The sequence below is a fragment of the Paenibacillus plantarum genome, from assembly GCF_013141695.1.
GTDB classification, from domain to species: Bacteria; Bacillota; Bacilli; order Paenibacillales; family NBRC-103111; genus Paenibacillus_E; species Paenibacillus_E plantarum.
Map to the genome: position 1 here is coordinate 311,535 of NZ_WHNY01000067.1, position 17,330 is coordinate 328,864.

13 protein-coding genes are annotated in these 17,330 nt (G+C 45.2%); 6 read left to right on the forward strand and 7 right to left on the reverse strand.

All coding sequences use genetic code 11. The features are described 5' to 3' along the window. Positions 1–2: 2 nt before the first annotated feature. Positions 3–611, forward strand: coding sequence for a carbohydrate-binding family 9-like protein (locus GC096_RS24375; RefSeq protein WP_171633896.1), 609 nt, complete (start codon positions 3–5; stop codon positions 609–611). A 706-nt stretch (positions 612–1,317) separates the two neighbouring features. Here the strand turns inward: GC096_RS24375 and GC096_RS24380 are convergent. Next, positions 1,318–2,517, reverse strand: coding sequence for an ornithine--oxo-acid transaminase (locus GC096_RS24380; protein WP_171633897.1), 1,200 nt, complete (start codon positions 2,515–2,517; stop codon positions 1,318–1,320). Positions 2,518–2,752: 235 nt separating this feature from the next. Between GC096_RS24380 and GC096_RS24385 the strand changes: the two genes are divergently transcribed. After that, positions 2,753–4,171, forward strand: coding sequence for an aspartate ammonia-lyase (locus GC096_RS24385; protein ID WP_171633898.1), 1,419 nt, complete (start codon positions 2,753–2,755; stop codon positions 4,169–4,171). 65 nt (positions 4,172–4,236) lie between these two features. On the opposite strand, the gene GC096_RS24390 is transcribed toward GC096_RS24385, so the two are convergent. The 4 genes from GC096_RS24390 to GC096_RS24405 form a co-directional block, all read right to left on the reverse strand. Then, on the reverse strand, positions 4,237–4,632 hold the full coding sequence (locus tag GC096_RS24390; protein WP_171633899.1) for a glyoxalase superfamily protein: 396 nt from the start codon (positions 4,630–4,632) through the stop codon (positions 4,237–4,239). Beyond that, positions 4,629–5,540 (reverse strand): arginase, encoded by a 912-nt coding sequence (gene rocF / locus GC096_RS24395; protein WP_376769522.1) that lies wholly within the window; start codon positions 5,538–5,540, stop codon positions 4,629–4,631. The genes GC096_RS24390 and rocF overlap by 4 nt, the downstream gene beginning before the upstream one ends. A gap of 220 nt (positions 5,541–5,760) precedes the next feature. Then, positions 5,761–7,506 carry a SulP family inorganic anion transporter gene (locus tag GC096_RS24400; RefSeq protein WP_171633901.1) on the reverse strand — a complete coding sequence of 582 codons (1,746 nt, stop codon included), beginning with the start codon at positions 7,504–7,506 and terminating at the stop codon, positions 5,761–5,763. 168 nt (positions 7,507–7,674) lie between these two features. Next, a complete protein-coding gene (locus tag GC096_RS24405; protein WP_056616766.1) occupies positions 7,675–8,001 on the reverse strand; it encodes an ArsR/SmtB family transcription factor in 327 nt (108 codons plus the stop codon). Between the two features lie 182 nt (positions 8,002–8,183). On the opposite strand from GC096_RS24405, the gene GC096_RS24410 reads away from it, so the two are divergent. Continuing rightward, positions 8,184–8,756: a hypothetical protein gene (locus tag GC096_RS24410; protein WP_171633902.1), complete on the forward strand. Its 573-nt coding sequence runs from the start codon at positions 8,184–8,186 to the stop codon at positions 8,754–8,756. 317 nt (positions 8,757–9,073) lie between these two features. Continuing rightward, positions 9,074–10,369, forward strand: coding sequence for a hemolysin family protein (locus GC096_RS24415; protein WP_171633903.1), 1,296 nt, complete (start codon positions 9,074–9,076; stop codon positions 10,367–10,369). A gap of 54 nt (positions 10,370–10,423) precedes the next feature. Here GC096_RS24415 and GC096_RS24420 read toward each other — a convergent pair whose 3' ends face one another. Further along, complete coding sequence (locus GC096_RS24420; protein ID WP_171633904.1) at positions 10,424–11,656, reverse strand: aminopeptidase; 1,233 nt, start codon at positions 11,654–11,656, stop codon at positions 10,424–10,426. A gap of 339 nt (positions 11,657–11,995) precedes the next feature. Between GC096_RS24420 and GC096_RS24425 the strand changes: the two genes are divergently transcribed. Next, positions 11,996–12,928, forward strand: coding sequence for a VanW family protein (locus GC096_RS24425; protein ID WP_171633905.1), 933 nt, complete (start codon positions 11,996–11,998; stop codon positions 12,926–12,928). Positions 12,929–13,063: 135 nt separating this feature from the next. Next, positions 13,064–14,464: a glucuronate isomerase gene (gene uxaC, locus GC096_RS24430; RefSeq protein WP_171633906.1), complete on the forward strand. Its 1,401-nt coding sequence runs from the start codon at positions 13,064–13,066 to the stop codon at positions 14,462–14,464. A gap of 413 nt (positions 14,465–14,877) precedes the next feature. Here uxaC and yicI read toward each other — a convergent pair whose 3' ends face one another. Beyond that, a complete protein-coding gene (gene yicI, locus GC096_RS24435; protein WP_171633907.1) occupies positions 14,878–17,199 on the reverse strand; it encodes an alpha-xylosidase in 2,322 nt (773 codons plus the stop codon). Between the last annotated feature and the right edge of the window lie 131 nt (positions 17,200–17,330).

The window sequence follows — 17,330 nt, forward strand, 5'->3', positions numbered from 1 at the left end:
AGATGAGATATATTTGTCGCTACACAGATGAAGTTAGTCGTGTGAAATGGGAAGATGTACAAGTTAGTTACTTGCGTGACGTGGTGTCGGCGGATGCACCGAGACTGGAAACTCGCTTTCGCGCATGCTGGACTGCAGATAGTCTGCACATTCGATACGAATGTGAGGATGATCATGTGGTGTCGACGATGACACGGCGTGACGAGCCTCTCTATGAGGAAGACGTCGTAGAGGTGTTCCTCGACCCATTTGGCGGTGGCACGACCTACTACGAGTTTGAAATAAGCCCGCGTGGCGTCTTATTCGATGCGTTGATACATAATAGGCTGGATGGAAACAAGGATGTCGTTACCTCGTGGATAGCGGAGGGATTCCAAGCAGAAGTCACGAAGGGTATTGATGACGGTTGGCTTGTCTATGATGTGCGGATTCCATTTGCGGATTTAGATGAGGCAGGTGTGCCACATGCCGGAGCGGTCTGGCATTGGAATGTTTTCCGTATCGATGATGACCGCGATGGCGTTCGGCATTACTCTGCCTGGTCGCCTACAGGGCTCGTCAATTTCCATGTTCCTCAGCAATTTGGAGAGCTCGTGTTTGTGAAGGAATAGACTCATGGTCCTAGAAAGGTACCCTTCGGGACGAATGGCTTCCCTATGATCACCGCGTTAGTCCGGAAATGCCGAATTAATCTCACGTTTCGCATCCTTACAATGGTAATAGTCCGAAATAGCCTAACTAAATCGCCCTAAATACCGCTTCGGCGGGAAAAAAGGGGGGATAAGTCGGTGAAATCGGACTATTGGTCTTTTGTAGCAAGGAATTCCCGATTTAGTTCGGAGATATCGGACTAAATAGACTGATGTGAATACCAAATTTATCACTCACTATCCACCTACTTACCATCCACCTCCAACAAGCTACTCTCTACCTAACATAGCAATCCCATTTCACACTCCAACAAGCTACTCTCTACTTAGAAATTCCCTGCCACCTACTCCAACAAACTACTCCTTCCTAGTATTCCTCTGCCAACCACGCTAACCAGCCACTCTATTCCTATCAATTCCGTGCAATCCCTAAAAATCGACTTAGAGACGTCGCAAAACCAATCTGCGCCTGTGTAAGTCGAAAAAATCGACTTAGAGGCCTCCCAAAACTAATCTGCGCCTGTGTAAGTCGAAAAAATCGACTTAGAGGTCTCGCAAAACCAATCTGCGCCTGTGTAAGTCGAAAAAATCGACTTAAAGGCCTCGCGAAACCAATTTACGCTTGTGTAAGTCGAAAAAATCGACTTACACGGCCCACAACGACAACTCACTCTACGCGCAACACTTCGTGTAGCTGCTGCCAAGCCCAATCCAGCTCATCCTTCGTGATGACCAGGGGAGGCGCCAAACGGATGATATGTTCGTGTGTTTCCTTGCACAGCAGGCCTTTATCCTTCAATGCTTCGCAGAATGGGCGGGCCGGGACGGTCAAATCGATCCCGATGAATAAGCCGCGGCCGCGAATCTCCTGAATGAGCGGATTCTCGATTTCCTGAAGCCGCTTCAGGAAATAAGCCCCAAGCGTATCGGAACGCTCTGCGAGCTGTTCCTGCTCCAACACCTCAAGTGCAGCAATTCCGACGGCGCAGCCGAGCGGGTTGCCGCCGAACGTCGAGCCGTGCGAGCCCGGCTCGAACACCTCAAGGACTTCACGATCTCCGGCCACAGCCGAGATCGGAAAAACACCGCCGCCAAGTGCTTTGCCCAGCACATACAGGTTCGGCGTGACGCCTTCCCAGTCGCTGGCAAAGCGGCGGCCCGTGCGGCCGAATCCCGTCTGGATTTCGTCCGCGACGAACAGAACCTGATTCGCCTTGCAGAGCTCATAGCTTTCCCGCAGAAACCCTTCCTGCGGGATCACAATGCCGGCTTCGCCCTGAATGGGCTCCACAATAAACCCGGCGGTGTTCGGCCCAATCGCCTCCCGCAGCGCATCGACATCGCCGTATGGAATCATCCGGAAGCCTGGCGTGAACGGCCCGAAACCTCGTTTGTATTCCGGAGACGAGGAGAAAGAGGTGATGGTCACGGTACGACCGTGGAAGTTACCCTCACAGACAATAATCTCCGCCTGATTCTCCGGAATCCCTTTCACATCGTAGCCCCACCTTCGGACGGCTTTGACAGCTGTTTCAACCGCTTCTGCCCCCGTATTCATAGGTAATATCAGGGGTTTACCCGTATATAGCGCCAATTTCTCATAGAACTGCCCAAGGATCTCACTATGAAAGGCCCTAGAAGTCAAAGTAACCTTGCCTGCTTGTTCAACTAATGCGTTTATTATATGTGGATGACGATGTCCCTGATTCAGAGCGGAATACGCACTCAGCATGTCCATGTATCGTTGGCCTTCGGGATTTTCAACCCAAACGCCTTCGGCTTTGGAAATCACCAGCGGCAGCGGATTGTAATTACGTGCACCATATTTCTCTGTTTGCTCAATAATCTTCGAGCTTTGTGTAGGCATAAGTTTTCCTCCCCATAACATTTATCAAGGTTGTACTTCATTGTATTCTAGTATTAGCGTACGATGACTTCCTGAGTATATAATTGAAAAATAGGCGAGGATTTGCAAACTTAGCTATTCGGTGCATATCCCTCACTTTTAAGCTAAAAATAACCATGTTAGTGGACTTATTGTCGTTCTGGGTTCAATCGAAGCTTTGGGAATGAAATATGAAGTGAAAAAGGATGGTAATCGAATGACTTATCGCATCGAGAAAGACTTTTTAGGAGAAAAGCAAGTCCCCTCTCATGCCTACTATGGCATTCAAACGATGAGAGCAATTGAAAATTTCCCGATCACAGGTGTTACCATTCATGTTGAGCTTATTACTGCGTTGGCGGAAGTGAAACGTGCAGCGGCGCAAGCGAATATGGATACCCATATGCTGCCTAAGAAAATTGGTGAAGCCCTAGTACAAGCTGCTGAAGAAGTGAGTAGCGGTAAACTCTTAGAGGAATTTATCGTCGATTCCATTCAAGGCGGAGCTGGTACCTCCATCAATATGAATATGAACGAAGTGCTGGCCAATCGGTCCCTAGAGCTTTTAGGTGAGGAAAAAGGAAGTTACTTCCATTGTAACCCGAATAATCATGTGAACATGTCACAATCGACGAATGATGTGATTCCAACAGCGATCAAAATAGCTGCCTACCGCTTGTCGGAGCAATTAATAGAAGCATTAACTTCCTTACAAAGCGCTTTCGCACGGAAAGAAATTGAGTTTGATGATGTGATCAAAATGGGGAGAACCCATCTCCAAGATGCCGTGCCGATCCGAATGGGGCAGGAGTTTGGCGCCTATGCACGTGTATTGATGCGTGATATCCAACGAATCAAGCAAGCGATGCGCGGACTTCTGATCGTCAATATGGGAGCTACAGCCGTAGGAACAGGGCTTAATGCCAAACCGGAGTACGTCGAGCGAGTTATGTTTCATTTGAAATCAGCAGTTGGTATCCCAGTTGAAATTTCGGAGCATTTAGTCGACGGCACACAGAATATGGATGCGTACACAGAACTATCTGCATCGCTTAAAGTATGTGCGGTGAACCTCTCGAAAATATGCAATGATATCCGTATGATGGCTTCCGGGCCTCGCGCAGGATTAGGGGAACTGAAGCTGCCGCCAAGACAGCCAGGTTCGTCCATCATGCCTGGGAAAGTAAATCCGGTCATGCCGGAGGTCGTGAATCAAGTGGCTTTCCAGGTTATAGGTAACGATCATACGATTTGTTTGGCCTGTGAAGCAGGGCAGTTTGAGCTTAACGTGATGGGGCCAGTTCTTGCTTTTAATCTCTTGCAGTCCCTGAAAATATTACGAAATGCGGCAAGTGTATTCGAACGCTTCGCAATTGAAGGCTTGGAAGCAGATCGCGAACGGTGTAAGAATTACGTAGAGCAAAGCTTCGGTATTGTAACCGCATTAAACCCGCATTTAGGTTACGAGGTTGCCGCGCAACTGGTTAAAGAGGCGGTACGTACAGGTCTTACCTTGAAAGAGCTGATTTTAGAAAGAGGACTGCTCACAACGGAAGAGATTGAGGAGATTCTGAATCCGATTCAGATGACAACGCCAGGTATTGCAGGCGATAGATTACTTCGTCCAGCAGACTAAGCAGTAGTCGTGCCATGACAATACCCCCGTCTCTATCAACAAGAGCGGGGGTTATTTGTGCCTCATTATGCTGTTTTCTCATAAAACATGATTCGGTTTCCGAACGGATCAGTGACAGTCACTTCGCGGGTATGCCATGGTGTTTTTTCAATGCCTGGTCGGGAGAATTTGAATTTTTGTTCGAGTAAGCGAGTATGGAAAGCAGTAAGGTCTTCCATTTCTACGCGAATCGCCGCCCCTGGACTGCAGTCGCCATAATGCTCCGTTAAATGAATAACGAGTGATCCTAGGGTAACTTCCATGTAGAGAGGCATATTGGGCTCGTAACGGTGCTCAAATCCTAGGGTGAAGCCTAAATAATCGAGATAGAATTCCTTGGCTTTTAGTTCATCAAAGATTCGAAAAAGTGCGGTTACTCCTTTGATCGTTGGTATGAGATTCACCTCCTGGGTCTCGCTCATAAGATTTGCTCACCGAACAAGGAGCTGATTAGGCTGACAGCCAACTGGGAGGTTTTGTTGCTGTCATCGAGCAGCGGGTTCACTTCAACAAACTCGGCAGAAGTCACGATGCCAGCTTCATGCAGCATTTCCACAGCGAGATGAGCTTCCCGGAAATGAAGTCCTCCTTTGACAGCAGTCCCCGTTCCTGGTGCCTCGATGGGGTCTACAGAGTCTACATCATAACTAAGATGAACGCCATCTGTTTTTATTTTAATATAATCAATGGCTTCTTGCATCACATGAGCCATGCCTTTGCGGTCAATATCGTACATGGTAAAGCATTTGATACCTAGCGAACGAATCAGCTTCTTCTCTCCTTCATCCAACGAGCGAGCGCCGATGAGTACGATATTTTCCGGCTTTACTTTGGGGTTAGTTCCATGTATATCCGTTAAAAGAGGATGCCCGATACCCAAACTGACCGCAAGCGACATGCCGTGTATATTACCAGATGGGCTTGTGTCCGGTGAATTTAGGTCTGAATGAGCATCAATCCAAATGACCCCTAGGTTCGAATAATGAGCGGATAATCCTGCAATTGTGCCAATTGCTATGCTATGATCGCCGCCGATAATGAGTGGGAAATGACCTTGGCCGACAACCTGAGATACTTGCTCGGCAAGCTGGGTATTAATGGCTATAACCTCAGCGAAGTAATTGAGATTGGTTGAATCTACTTGCGTATCTAAGTGAGTTGCTGTGTCATTCACAAGACGAAGATCAGCAACATGATCTACTGTATCGGCTAATTGCTGTAGTTCTTGAAGTAATCCTGCTTCAAAAATCGCCTTAGGTCCATGGCTCGCACCTCGGCGGCCTGCCCCAAGATCAAAGTTGACACTGATAGCCGCGATGTTCGGTTTGATACTCATCGGATCAACTCCTTTTGATTGGATGACTAGACATAAATCCTCGAGCCTGTGCTCCTTTGACTAACATTCCCAATCTACATGTAACCATTCTTCTTTACTATATGAAGCTATATTTTCTTTGTTCGCTCGTTAATTCCTTTTTTATGTGAGGTAAAAACAAAACAAGCCGGGGCCCATTAAACAGCGCCTAGCTTGTTAATGGTGAAACCACGATTCAATCGAATGGTGTTCGAACGTTAATCACTCTAGGGTCTGACAGGTGTTTGCATTCGCGGAATGCATAGTGTTTGCACCCTAGACATTGAGAGAGGTTAAGTTTCGTTAATGCAAAGTTAACGGCATCGCCTGTGTTATCGAAAAAGTTTTTCTGTCCAATGGTTGCGTCCAAACCTGTTTTTTTCAACATGTGCCGAGGTTGCTTTGGTAATTCGGAAATGATGACGTTGCAGGAATGATGGCTAAAGTGTTTAATAATCCGTGATAAATGGGCTGCTCCTGTTGTGTCCATATAGGGAACATTCCTCATTTTCAACAATAATAATTTGGGGTTGGTATGGATTTCATCCATAATGGATTTCTCAAACGCATTTGCAACCCCAAAGAATAACGCGCCTTCCACGGTATAGATACTAATTTGAGGGCAATTATGCTGCTCAGTAACGATATGTGCGGCTACATGTTCATGCTTATCAGATGGATTGGGCAAAACCTTAGCAGTACTAAGTAAGCCACTCATATGTTTGACAAATATAATAACAGACAGCAGTAACCCAACTTCTACTGCGGTTGTCAGATCCGTAAACACAGTAAGAAGAAAGGTAATAAGCAAAACGACTGAATCTGCCGTTTTGGTTTTTAAGACGTGAGCGAACTCTTTGCGTTCACTCATATTCCAAGCAACGACCATTAAGATCGGGGCCATACTTGCAAGTGGAATGCTTGAAGCAAAGGGAGCGAATAAGAGCAAGACCAGCAGCACGACAATGCCGTGGAAGATGCCGGAGAAAGGAGATTCTGCACCGCTCTTTATATTGGTTGCTGTTCGGGCAATAGCCCCGGTTGCAGGTATGCCGCCAAACAACGGCGTTATCATATTGGCGATACCTTGACCAATCAATTCCCTGTTGCTGTTATGCCTTGTTCTTGACATCCCGTCAGCAACGACAGCAGAGAGCAAGGATTCAATCCCGCCTAACATCGCGATGATAAGCGCGGGCTTTATTAGCAATTGGATACGTTCCATGGTTAGTTCAGGGAAGTGTACACTTGGCAAGCTATTCGGAATTGCGCCATAGGTTGACCCGATGGTTGCAACCTTGTCAGGATAGAAGAGGGATGCGACAACCGCTGAAAGCAACAATCCCACTAAGGAGCCAGGAATTTTAGAGGACACGCGTGGTGTGAGTAGGATAAGGATCAGACAAATTACAGCAGTCAGAATGCTGTACAGATTGATTGTAGAAATGTGAATGCCTAGTTCCTTCATATTGGAAAGAAATTCTTGGTGTTTTTGCAGATCATGCAGGCCAAGAAAATTGGCGATTTGTCCAGTGAAGATGGTAACGGCAATTCCTGTGGTAAAGCCGATCGTGACAGGACGTGGAATAAATTTGATGACCCCGCCTAATTTAAAAATTCCCATGAATAGCAAAATAACGCCAGCCATAAAACCTGCGATAAGCAAGTTTTCGTACCCATATTGCATGACGATCGCGAAGAGGATGGGGATAAATGCGCCTGTCGGACCGCCAATTTGGAACTTGGAACCACCGAATAACGAAATGAGGATGCCCGCTACAAAAGTCGTGTATAACCCGTACTCAGGCTTTACGCCTGAAGCAATTGCAAACGCCATTCCTAATGGAATGGCGACAATTCCGACAATCAGACCTGAAACCAAGTCCTTTTGAAATTTTTTTCTATTGTAACCTTGGAATCTGCCTCTAAAAGAAAGTTTCATATCGAATCCCACCAACTTAAATATTTGATTATTTGAATATATATAAAATCATATATCTAAAACATAGGGGTGTCAATTTGATATTTCTGCTAGGAAATAACAATAAAAAAAGGAGATAAATCGAGAACAATGGACCCGATTCACTCCTTTTTGTGAAAATAGAAGCAGTTACTGATTCTTTATGTTTTCTAACATGGAAATCGCATTCACAAGGTGATTATCAAATATTTGCTTGGCAACAATAAGCAAGTCTTTAATTAAAGGATCTGTCAGGGAGTAGATCACAGAGGTTCCGTCTTTGATCCCTCGGACAACGTTTTTATTTCTTAACACGGCTAACTGTTGTGAAACGGCAGAACCTTCACTGCCCAATATCGTTTGTATTTCATTTACGTTTTTATCGCCATCTACTAAAACTTCAAGGATTCTTATACGCAATGGGTGTGCTAATGCCTTGAAAAAATCGGCTTTAAAATGCTGTATTTCTTGATACATACCGTTCTCCTCTACTATCAATATTCGAACATTTGAATATATAGAATATCATAACATAAACCGGAATGTATGGAAGCAAGTTTTAAAATCCTTTGCGTTATTGAATACTTTTCAGTTATAGTATATGTGTAATATTCAATAAATCAAATATATAGTTATTTGAAAGTAAGGAACTGGTATGCGTGTTAATTGACGATGAATTCTATATTGCTTCAAGAAAGTATCTGATCGATTATGGCATGAGACAGTTGAACGGTTTAGGGGCAGATCATATTTGTAAGGTGTGTATTCAAAATGGTGGTTCTTGTTGCCGCGCTTGTTCTTACTTAGTAGACGGTGTGGGCTGTCTGAATAGAAATACTAGTTGCACATCTTGGTTATGCGGCTACCTTAAATTATTATTTTACAAAGCGGGACTAATACAAGAGTGGAATACCTTTTGGAAGGAAGTTCCTGGCATCGATTTTCGCAAGGATTATACCCCTCCAATGGTGAAAATGACGAAACATCTTGAAGTGAAACACATGAGAGAGCTTGGCGAAGCACTAGCGAATGACATAAAAATAAAGATAAGTACAGAAAAGGATAATATTGATTTCATCGTATTGGCGGGTGAATTAGATGAGCTAATTGATGAGATTGGTTTTGCTTGTACTTCGGATATCGCTAATCAATTAATAAAGAGGCTTAATTACTTAATTAAAGACTTTCATGCGTTTAAACAAATTCTCGAAAGCATCGATAATGGGAGGTGATCCTTGTGTCTGTGAAATCGCCATCTGGTGTCATACGTATATCAGACGATGTTATATCTATCATAGCTGTGTTCGCTGCTCTGCATACACCCGGTATTGATTCAATTTGATACAAGGCTTCGCGTTCTGGAAGTAAACGTAAGGGTAGAGAACCTGGCGGTATAGAAAGTCGAAATGAATAGGCTCGGATCGTAGTTGAATAACTACAATCCGAGCCTTATTACATTTCCTTGATTGATGGGGGTTGCTAAAATTGCTAAGTTTAGCCAAGAAAGTTAAACTTAAAGAGATAAACTAAACATTGAAGGTAGGTTACCATGTTAATCAATTTGGTTTTAATCGTAGTACTGATTGTACTTACCGCTTTTTTTGTTGCGACAGAATTTGCCGTTATTCGGATTCGTCCAAGTCGTGTAGATCAAATGGTATTGGAAGGTAAGAAAAATGCACTAGCTGTTCAAACTGTTACTTCGAATTTGGATGGCTACTTATCCGCATGTCAACTCGGCATCACGATTACCGCGCTAGGTCTCGGTTGGTTAGGTGAGCCAACGGTCGAGAAAATCCTCGGTCCTTTGTTCCATGGGCTTGGTGTAGGTGAAACACTGTCGCACATCCTCTCTTTTGGTATCGCCTTTTTATCCATTACCTATATTCATGTTGTTCTTGGTGAACTAGCTCCCAAAACGTTAGCGATTCAGAAAGCTGAAGCAATTTCAATTCTAACAGCTCCGTTTATTATTTTCTTTTATAAAATTATGTACCCATTCATTTGGATTTTAAATGGCTCTGCGACACAACTCGTTAAGCTATTTGGCGTTAAGCCAGCAAGCGAACACGAAGAAGCTCATTCCGAAGAGGAAATACGCATTATTTTATCAGACAGCCTTGAGAGTGGAAAAATAAATAAGACCGAATACGGATATGTGAATCGCATCTTCTCATTCGATGAATTGTTGGCGCGTGAAATCATGGTCCCACGTACGGATATGATCTGTCTCTATGCGGATAAATCACTTGAAGAGAACATGAATATTATCATCAAAGAACAATACACGCGTTTTCCCGTAGCCAAAGAGAGCAAAGATCATATCATCGGATTCGTCAATACGAAGCAATTTTTCTTGAGTTACATCTCGAACCCTGATTTTAATTTTAAAGGTTTACTTCAACCGATCATGACGATTCCCGAAGGAATGCCCGTGAAGTCTCTGCTCAAAAAGATGCAGCGTGAAAACGTACATATCGCTTTGCTGATGGATGAGTACGGCGGAACGTCCGGATTGATTACGATTGAAGATATTCTGGAGGAAATCGTAGGGGAAATTCGTGATGAATTTGATAAAGATGAACTGCAAGAAATTGATAAGTTAGCCGAAGGACACTATGTCGTCGAAGGTAACGCCTTGATCATCGAGTTAAATGCTAGATTGGGACTTGACATTCAGGACGAGAATGTGGATTCTATCGGTGGTTGGTTATATAGTAAGCAGTCGGAGTTGAAAATAGGTGAACTCTGGCAGTATCAGGATTGGACTTTTATTGTGCGTGCTAGAGACACGAATCGAATTCGTCAAATTGAGCTTATTAAAAATCAAATCATACATAAGTAGAAAAAGAGGGATCCCTCGCCACTTACATGGCTTTCAGGGATACCCTCTTTCTATTTAAAACGCCCAATTCCCCTTACGGAAGATCGGTTCTAACGTGCCATCCGCGTGTTCACCGTCAATATCCATCTCGGCAGAGCCGATCATAAAGTCGACGTGAATGAGGCTGTCGTTCAGTCCTGCTTGCAGCTGTTCTTCTTTGGTCATCTGCGTGCCGCCTTCAATACAAGTCGGGAAGGCGCGGCCGAGGGCCAGATGATTTGAAGCATTTTCATCATAGAGCGTACTGAAGAAGATTAAGTTCGTGTTCGAAATGGGAGAGATATGCGGCACGAGTGCGATTTCGCCTAAATAATGTGCGCCTTCGTCCATCTCAATCATCGCTTGCAACGATTCAAAGCCATGTTCTGCTGTGTAATGTGTGACGCGGCCTTGCTCGAAGGTGATCGAGAAATTGTCGATCAAGCTGCCTTGGTAGCTAAGCGGCTTCGTGCTTCGAACTGTTCCATACGTACCTAGGCGATTCGGGGAAATGAACACTTCTTCCGTTGGGATGTTCGGGTTGAAATCGAAGCCGCCTGTTTCGTTCGATGCGGAACCGCCTCGCCAAATGTGCTGAGGTGGAAGTTCCACTGTAAGCTCCGTTCCAGGAGCGCGGTAATGAATTTTATGGAACTGCTTCTCATTCAATTGTTCCCGTTTGCTACGGAGAGTCGCGTTGTGATCCTGCCACGTTTGTACAGGATTTTCTTGATCTACGCGGGTAGCTTCGAAGATCGCATCCCATAAAGCAGTGACCGCAGCCTGATCTTCGAGATCAGGGAATACCTTTTGTGCCCAGGCCAGGGAAGGGGCAGCGATGATGGACCAAGTCATTTTGTAAGAAGACATGAATTCACGCCATTTGACCAGCAGGGGACCTGCCGCCTTCGCATTCGCTGAGATTCGAGCAGGATCCACATCCTTCAGCAGCTCGGGGTTGTCCGCGTCAATCCATAAGTAGGCACCATTGCTTTCAGCTAACTCGGTTAGTGCTTGCGCACGCCAAGTTGGGTACTCATTGAATGATTCATCGGGCGCGTGTGTATAGCGAATTTGGGTGCAGATTTCATCCTGCCATTCAATATGTACATGCTTAGCGCCAGCTTCGTACGCTTTACGAGTGATGAGTCTTACGAATTCGGGGTGCCCAATTGGCGCATTAATCCAAAGCGATTGACCAGCTTGAATGTTGAGTGCTACTCGAACAGTCAGCTCCGCATATTTCTCAAGATTGTGTGCAAACGTCATTAGAAAAATCCTCCTTTTTCCACATTAGAAAGTATAAGTTTTCGGTTCCCGAAAACGTCTTTCTAATTGGCGATAAAATTTCCTGGGGTCCCCACAAAGTAATCGGAATTAGCTTCGAAGGTTAGCGTCACTTTGTGGGGTAGAATAGCGGTCGCTCATCTTTGAATGGCCTCGATAGAGGTTTTCTCACTTCGTCTTGTTTGAAGTTTATCGCTCTGCTCGCCGACTGTCAAATAAATTTTACCGTTCGTAGAATTCCATTTTCAAAATGTATCTGAGCTGTCATTGCATGGAATTTTGACATTTGTTTACACTATGGGCAGGAGGTGAATTGCGTTCATGCGCTATGAATGGCTATTGGGCTTGTTGCTGCTTGCCCAGCCCAAAGAATTGCCTTTTCAACTATCGGATAACTCGAATGGAGAAAAGATGGCTCAGATTAGGCGAGAGTCTATTGCGACCGACCTCTTGGATATTCCACTGGTAGATACACAGAAATTAAACCGGCTTGCTGAACAAATTGACAAATCGATTTACCGAAAGCCGATTAACGCTACAATTAGTGACAGTGGGGGCATCGTGAAAGAGAGTGCAGGCATTCGGTTGAATCGACGTGCTTTTATCAACCAATTCTATGGGCAATTTTATTTAGAAGGTCCCATGAATGTGGCGTTACCGCTGCAATCCCTGTATCCCAAAGTGGATAGTGAACTGCTTGCCAGCATTCGAGTCCGTCCAATAGGCTATTATGTTACCTATTTTAATTCCCGCAATAATCACCGTGTAACGAATCTCAAACTAGCTACACAGGCGATCAACAATTATGTTGTGCAGCCGAATGAGACGTTTTCTTTCAATCGCGTTGTAGGCGTGCGAACACCGAGCAGGGGGTATATGTCGGCAAAGGTGATTGTAAGAGGGGAATTCTCCGAAGGAATCGGCGGCGGTATTTGTCAAATATCCTCAACGTTATTTAATGCGGTTGACCGTGCAGGACTCACGATTATTGAAAGGTACACCCACAGTCGATCAGTGCCTTATGTACCGCATGGAAGAGATGCTACCGTGAATTGGGGCGGGCCTGATTTTAGTTTTAGAAACGATTATAATCAGCCGATTTTAATTCGCGCACATGTATTGCCTGGATCTGTCCACATCAGCATTTCTTCTTCGGATGGGATTAATGTGAAATCCCGTCATGTTCCTGGTGCTACAGAAGCGATACCTGAAGAAATTGAAACAAATTCAAATGTAAGAAATACGCTCCCTTAGCCGCTATGAACCCTTCTAGAGGTCAAGATATGCATATTTTATGAAATAAAAGCACGAAATCGCAAGATTTCTAAGCTGATCTTTTGCTAATATAGATGGCAGATCATTCAGCTTGAGAAGGGTGGAAATCGCTTTATGAAAACGTTTTTAGACGAAAATTTCTTACTTAACAATGAAACTGCCGTACATCTTTTTCATGAATATGCCAAAGAACTGCCGATTATTGACTATCACTGCCACTTAAGTCCGAAGGAAATTTATGAAAATAAACAATTTAACAACATCACCGAAGCTTGGTTATACGGTGACCACTACAAATGGCGGATGATGCGTGCTAACGGTATCGACGAGTCCAAGATTACTGGTGAAGCTAGTGATTATGATCGCTTTGTCGCATGGGCTTCCACGCTTCCTATGGCGATCGGCAATCCGTTGTACCACTGGTCTCACATGGAGCTTCAAACCTATTTCGGTGTGTACGATATCATTAATGAGCAGAATGCACCAGTAATTTGGGAAAAAGTGAATGCGAAGCTGGCTGAGGGTGGATCCCGCGCTAGAGACCTAATCACAAACTCCAAAGTCACGGTCATTTGTACGACAGACGATCCTGTGGATTCCTTGGAATACCACATTCTAATTAAAGAGATTGAAGGATTCGATACGCAAGTATTGCCTTCCTACCGTCCCGATAAGGCGCTGGAAATCAACCGCGCTACATTCCTTCCTTGGATTGCGCAACTTGAAAAAGCGGTAGGCACGCCGATCCGCACGTATGATGATTTATTGGCTGGTTTAGAAAGCCGCGCTGTGTTCTTTGACTCTGTCGGTTGTAAAGTGTCTGACCATGCGTTGGATTATGTGCCTTTTGCAACAGCAACCAAAGAAGAAGTCGACGCGATCTTCGCGGCAGGACTTGCTGGTCAAGCAGTTAGTTTGGAAGACGAGAAGAAGTACAAAGCCTTCACACTGATCTTCCTTGGCGGCATCTACAAGAAATTGGATTGGGCGATGCAGTATCATATCAACGCTTCCCGTAACAACAATGGACAGGCGTTCGCTAAGCTAGGTCCTGATACAGGATTCGACTCCATTGGTGATAGCCCTGTTGCCGGTGCATTAACGGGACTATTGTCCGCACTAGCGGTAGCAGATTCCTTACCGCGTACCATTCTCTATTCCTTGAACGCACGGGATAACGAGATTCTTGCTTCCTTGATGGGCAGCTTCCAAGGCGATGGCATCGCTGGCAAAATCCAATTGGGTGCCGCTTGGTGGTTCAATGATACGCGCGACGGCATGATCTCCCAAATGAAATCCCTCGGCAACTTCGGTTTGCTAGGACGTTTCGTTGGGATGCTTACGGATTCCCGCAGCTTCTTGTCCTACACGCGCCACGACTACTTCCGTCGCATTCTCTGCAATATGATCGGTGAGTGGGTTGAAGCGGGCGAATTCCCGAACGACGAGCAGCTGTTGAAACAGTTGGTTCAAGGTATTTCCTACAACAATGCTAAGCAATACTTCAGTTTCTAAAATGACAACCCTTTGTGTGAGCGTGAGCTTGCACGAAGGGTTTTTGTTTTGTGGAGGTTTCGCGGCGGGCTGTTGGTGGAGGTGGAGTGGTGGTGGGGGCAGGGGCAGGCTTAGTTCGGTGAGAGGGTAGAGTAGAGTGAATAAATGGATTTTATACAGTTATTTTCGCATCAATTTTGTGAAAACGTCGATTAGATGGATTTTATACAGCTAATTTAGCGGGTTTAGCCAATATGACCTGATTTCCTCAAATTTAACTACATGTTTTCCATCTAAATCCAAAAATCGAGGGAATTTCTCCGAAATAGCTGTACATTTTCCAGTTAATTTCAAATTCCGGGTAACGGATTGAAAAGCGAAACTTCCCCTACACATTCATCATTGAAGTGAAGGGGAAGTCTATTCGCGTTCTATCAGATCGTCAGGACGATAGCTGAGTCTGCGTTGATAGCATTGACTTTCAGGCCGTATTCATGCGCTAAAAGGGTGCCATTTTCAACGTTAGTTACGGATGTTGTGCCTCTAAGTACAAGGCTCCAAGGGGCTGAATTGCCTGTAGGTATGATCTGAATGACGTTGCCATCGCGCTTGGCAATGAGTGTAAACTCGTCTTTCGTTGTCGGATGATACACACGGGACACGGCTTCATGTCCGTCTTCCAACTCAAATAGGTGGAATTCACTATTCGCCAAGTAATCGTAGTCTGGCTTCGCATCAACCGTCCCGATCGCTAAGAGTGTGTTCGGTCGCACGAGGAGCGGGATGCTCATATAATCATGGTGCTCCTTGTACCATTGATTGCCTTCGGCTTTAGCCCCAGTTAACAAATGCGTCCAATTTCCGGCAGGCAGGTAGTAGGACACTACGCCCGATTCATCAAATATTGGCGCGACTAGAAGAGAATCCCCTATCATATATTGACGATCTAAGTGATCACATGTTGGATCATCGTCGAATTCCAGCACCATCGCGCGCATTAGCGGTAATCCGAGCCTGGAGGCGTCAACAGCCGTTTGGAACATGTAAGGCATTAATCTGCTCTTTAGTTTCGTGAAAAAGCGCAATACATCAACCGCTTCGTCATCATACATCCACGGGACACGATACGAACGGCTGCCATGAAGACGACTGTGGCTGGACAGCAGTCCGAATGCGGCCCAACGTTTATATAGGTCAGCGCTGGATGTACTTTCGAATCCACCGATATCGTGACTCCAGAATCCGAATCCGGAAAGTCCAAGGGACAAGCCGCCTCGTAGGCTTTCAGCCATGGATTCGTAAGTCGCGGTGCAATCGCCGCCCCAATGAACGGGGAATTGCTGTCCGCCAGCTGTTGCGGAACGCGCGAACAAGGCAGCTTCACCTTTCCCAAGCTTCTCTTCTAGCACATCGAATACCACTTTGTTGTACAGCTGGGTATAGTAATTGTGCATTTTGACAGGATCAGAACCGTCATGATAGACGACATCCGTTGGAATACGCTCGCCGAAATCAGTCTTGAAGGAATCCACGCCCATATCAACAAGCTTTCTTAGCTTCGCTGCATACCACTCACACGCGTCGGGATTCGTAAAGTCAACGATGCCCATGCCGGGCTGCCACATGTCCCATTGCCATACATCCCCGTTCGGTCTTTGCAGTAAGTAACCATTTTGCATGCCCTCTTCAAACATCGGGGATCGCTGCGCGATATACGGATTGATCCACAGGCAGATTTTCAAACCTTTGCTTTTGAGGCGTTGGAGCATTTGTTCCGGCTCTGGGAAAATACGCGTATCCCATTCGAAATCGCACCAATGGAACTCACGCATCCAGAAGCAATCGAAATGGAAGACATGCAACGGTAATTCACGCTCCGCCATGCCATCAATGAAGCTAGTTACGGTGGATTCGTCATAATTCGTTGTAAACGAAGTGGTTAGCCAGAGTCCGAATGTCCAAGCTGGCGGCAACGCAGGTTTTCCAGTTAGCGTCGTATAATTGCCAAGTACTTCCTTCAAATTGGCCCCGCCAATGAGGAAATAGTCGAGATATTCGCCTTCTACACTGAACTGAACCTTGGATACTTTCTCGGAAGCAACTTCAAAAGAAACATTCTCGGGGTGATTGACGAATACGCCATATCCTTTATTGGTGATGTAAAAAGGAATGTTCTTATATGATTGTTCGGAGTTCGTTCCTCCATCACGGTTCCAGATATCAACGCTTTGCCCGTTTTTGACAAAGGAAGTAAAACGCTCACCAAGCCCATAGACACTCTCTCCAACGCCTAGGTCTAACTGATCTCTTACATAAGTAGCTCCGTCATCAGAGATTATATATCCGATGCCCTTCAAACCGCTGGAAGTAAGCTTGCGTCCCTGGTAATCAAATACTAGATGCCATGGTTGATCTCTTCGAATGCTGGCCCGCAGTTTGCCGCTGATTAAGCTGGCTTCAATCTTGTTTACCTCTATTTGTAGGGAGTGGCTCTCATCTGTATTCAGCGCAAAGTAGGGACCAACTTGTTTCTTTCCTTTATGATGATAAATTTGAACACGAATAACATCCTTCAAGGGAGAGGATAATTTGACTTCAATTAAAGACGTATCTAATTCACCAGCGCGGTCCATGATCGGTTTAGGCGGTCCGAAAAAGGTCAGAGAACGATCAGTTGCGTACGCATCATGTACTTCAACAGGACTAATGATTTGGTATTCCTTACGGGTCATCCATTGGCCATCACTGAATTTCAATGCAGTCAGCTCCTTATGTGTAAGTTGTATAACTATACTGATACATGTAAGAGTCTTTGATAAAAAGTGTAACCGCTTTATGTTATGATTGTCTTGCAAAATGCTGATGCAGATATATAACAATTTTGATA

Excerpts from the sequence above, each read along its gene's own strand:
- GC096_RS24375 (WP_171633896.1), top strand. The coding sequence starts at position 3 with ATGAGATATATTTGTCGCTACACAGATGAAGTTAGTCGTGTGAAATGG.
- GC096_RS24380 (WP_171633897.1), bottom strand. The coding sequence starts at position 2,517 with ATGCCTACACAAAGCTCGAAGATTATTGAGCAAACAGAGAAATATGGT.
- GC096_RS24385 (WP_171633898.1), top strand. The coding sequence starts at position 2,753 with ATGACTTATCGCATCGAGAAAGACTTTTTAGGAGAAAAGCAAGTCCCC.
- GC096_RS24390 (WP_171633899.1), bottom strand. The coding sequence starts at position 4,632 with ATGAGCGAGACCCAGGAGGTGAATCTCATACCAACGATCAAAGGAGTA.
- GC096_RS24400 (WP_171633901.1), bottom strand. The coding sequence starts at position 7,506 with ATGAAACTTTCTTTTAGAGGCAGATTCCAAGGTTACAATAGAAAAAAA.
- GC096_RS24405 (WP_056616766.1), bottom strand. The coding sequence starts at position 8,001 with ATGTATCAAGAAATACAGCATTTTAAAGCCGATTTTTTCAAGGCATTA.
- GC096_RS24415 (WP_171633903.1), top strand. The coding sequence starts at position 9,074 with ATGTTAATCAATTTGGTTTTAATCGTAGTACTGATTGTACTTACCGCT.
- GC096_RS24420 (WP_171633904.1), bottom strand. The coding sequence starts at position 11,656 with ATGACGTTTGCACACAATCTTGAGAAATATGCGGAGCTGACTGTTCGA.
- GC096_RS24425 (WP_171633905.1), top strand. The coding sequence starts at position 11,996 with ATGCGCTATGAATGGCTATTGGGCTTGTTGCTGCTTGCCCAGCCCAAA.
- uxaC (WP_171633906.1), top strand. The coding sequence starts at position 13,064 with ATGAAAACGTTTTTAGACGAAAATTTCTTACTTAACAATGAAACTGCC.